The organism is Variovorax sp. JS1663, from assembly GCF_002157355.1.
GTDB lineage: Bacteria > Pseudomonadota > Gammaproteobacteria > Burkholderiales > Burkholderiaceae_C > Variovorax.
This window is the reverse complement of record NZ_LYMK01000114.1, coordinates 1-2,624: the sequence shown is the minus strand read 5'-3', so window position 1 is coordinate 2,624 and position 2,624 is coordinate 1. Positions and strand designations below refer to the sequence as shown.

General features: G+C 59.1%; 1 protein-coding gene. It reads right to left on the bottom strand.

Annotated features, from left to right (window positions below; translation table 11 throughout):
- Positions 1-148 precede the first annotated feature (148 nt).
- The coding region (locus A8M77_RS34800) for a Tn3-like element IS1071 family transposase (RefSeq protein ID WP_143694909.1) at positions 149-2,624 on the bottom strand (2,476 nt) is incomplete at its 5' end.

The following is a 2,624-nucleotide window of genomic DNA, read 5'->3' as shown; positions in this document are numbered from 1 at the left end:
GGTGAGGGGTCTCCTCGTTTTCAGTGCAATAAGTGACGGTACGAAAAGCTAGCACTGGCGCGGAGGTGGTGTTGGTAGATCGTTGATTTCATTGACTTTCCTGTTCACTTTCAAATCTGCGATTCGTGGCGTCAAACCGTGGTCGGTTTCATCCATTGGTGCCAGTTATCGATGCATTTGGCCGCGAAGGCAGGATTTGGTCAGCATAGCGGTCAACCGGGAAGCGAAACACACCCCGCAAGTTGATGCTCTCCAGCCTGGTGGGCGCAATCTTCTCGATCAGTTCCGGTGGAATGACCTGGCGGCGGTTCGACCAGCGATCCAGGACCGCCTGCATCTGTGAGGTATTCCACGCCATCACGATGTTGGCCATCAGGCTCAACGCATCGGCCACAGCCTGCATTTCATCGACACGTTTGGCCTGCGCCGGGCTGATCCGGCCGGTATAAATGGCGCGCTTGAGGGCGTTAACAGCCTCGCCCCGATTGAGCACCCGGCGCAACTCGTTCCTGAAAGCGTCCTTGACAAAGTAGTCAGCCAAAAACGCCGTACGCAGCAACCGCCCCAATTGCACGCCAGCCTCATAGATTGGATCGCCCTGGGCGGCAGAACCGAACCGCGCAAGAGCTGCCACCGCACTGGCATGTCCGCTCATGACCGAGGCTGCCAGGTGCACCAGACTATCCCAATGCTTTTCGATCAAAGCGACGTCGACATTGGCTTCGCACACCGCAGCGATTTCTGCGGGCACTTTGGTGCCGCGTGGCACAAAGAGGTGGCGCTGTTTGAGTTCCTTCAACCGCGGGCAAAGATCAAAACCAAGCAAACGGGCATGTGACATGGCAAAGTCGGTGTAGCCATGGGTATCCACAGCAAGCTGGCTGGTCTCCAGCTTTTCTTGGCGGATGACACCTTCAATGGCCACGCCCGCCTGGCGCTCATTGAGCACAAAGGGCTGCGCATGGAAGATGCCCCACCGGTCTTTTACATGGGAGTAGATTCCAATGGAAGGTGTGTTGCGCCGAGGATCAAGCCGGGCTTGCCACACCCGTTTGGTGGTCTCCATGGTCATCATGTCAGAAGATGCCAAATCGGACCGCCCCCAGGTGGCGGCAATCGGGTGTCGCTGCATGAATTCCAGCACAGCCTGGCAGGCCTGGCTCAGACGCCGTTCGTCCCGCGCCCAGCGCATGGCCTGGCGAATGCTGGTGGCAGACAATTGCGGAATCATGCGCGCGCATTCGACCGCAGTCAGACTGGTGCCGTGGGCCATGATGCCGGCATAGACCATCAGCAGCTCGTCGGTAGAGCGCGGCTCACGTCCGAGCATGATCCAGCTAAAGCGCACCTGGGCGTCAACGGCCAGAATCACTTCCGGCAATTGAACCTCACCGATGCGGTGATCCAAAGCCGCGCGCAGCTTGGTCACTTCTGGGTCTTCGTCCTCTGCGGGCAATGGCGACAAATGGAGTTCATCATCCACGCGCAGTACGCCACTGCGGGCTGCAGCGGCCACCGCATCGACACCGGCAGTTACTCTGGCCAGCAAAGGCTTCAAGAAAGTGGCAGCCTTGCTGGGTAACGATAGACGGGCATAGTGTTTCTTGGACTCTGCCTGCCAACGCTCGTCCGTGAAGAACAAGCGCGCACGACCCCGAAAGCTCAGGCTGTGCTCAATCCAGACCGAGCCATTGCGCACCGCGCGGCGCAGGGCAAACAGGGTGGCCACCTCCAACGCCTGAAACGCCCGTTCCCGGTCTGGGCTGGAGATCGAAACCTGCCAGATCATTCCCAGACTTGGTGCCACCACTTCAACTGGCAGCTTTCTGGATCCTTTGAGATATAAAGCTTGCAGCTTGGCAAGGTACTCGATGGCAGGATGCTCGCCGGTGGCCTGCCAGGGCAGCTTTGCAATGGCGACGAGCAACGACCGCACGGGGCGAATTCCATCAATCAATCCCTCGCGGACCAGGGAGGCCCTGCTCGGTGGTTTGCGTTTCTGGGTTTCGGTGATCAAGGCTTCAAGACGGGCACGCAACTCAGCATCTGGCACCGCACCTTGCGCGCTCAAGGCAACAAGTTCGCCGAGCAGCGTTTTGTACATTGCGGCCCAATTGACGGTAGCGGGGACATCGGCGGCAGCCTGACGCCACAGATCGGCGATCCGGCGCTGCACCATAAGGATCAACTGGTCTGTGGTGGTGAACAGGCAATACCGAAGAAAGCATGCGACCTCCACGGTGCGCGCTGGCTCTTTGATCTTGGCTCCGGCTGAGGGCGGCCTGGAGACAAGTCGGCGCGCGTAGCGGCGCAAGATGAGATCGGGGATGTCTGCCAGGTGCTTATGAACGTCCAGCGTGTAAAGCAGGTCGATGCGCTCCAGTACCTCGCTGATTTGGCGGGTTGAGTGTTTCGCCGGTGCAGCCCATAGCCAACTCTGCTGGGTTTGTCCATCTGGGCGCAGCTCTGAAACTGAGGCTCGCCAGCGATCAAGTGTTGCTGGATCAACGCTGGCGGCGATGGCGGTGCCTGTTTCAACTTCAAGCTGGGCAAGTGCCGCCGCAATCAGTGTCCGAATTGCCCGCTCGTGCACGATCACCAGCTTGTTCTTGTACATCCATCCC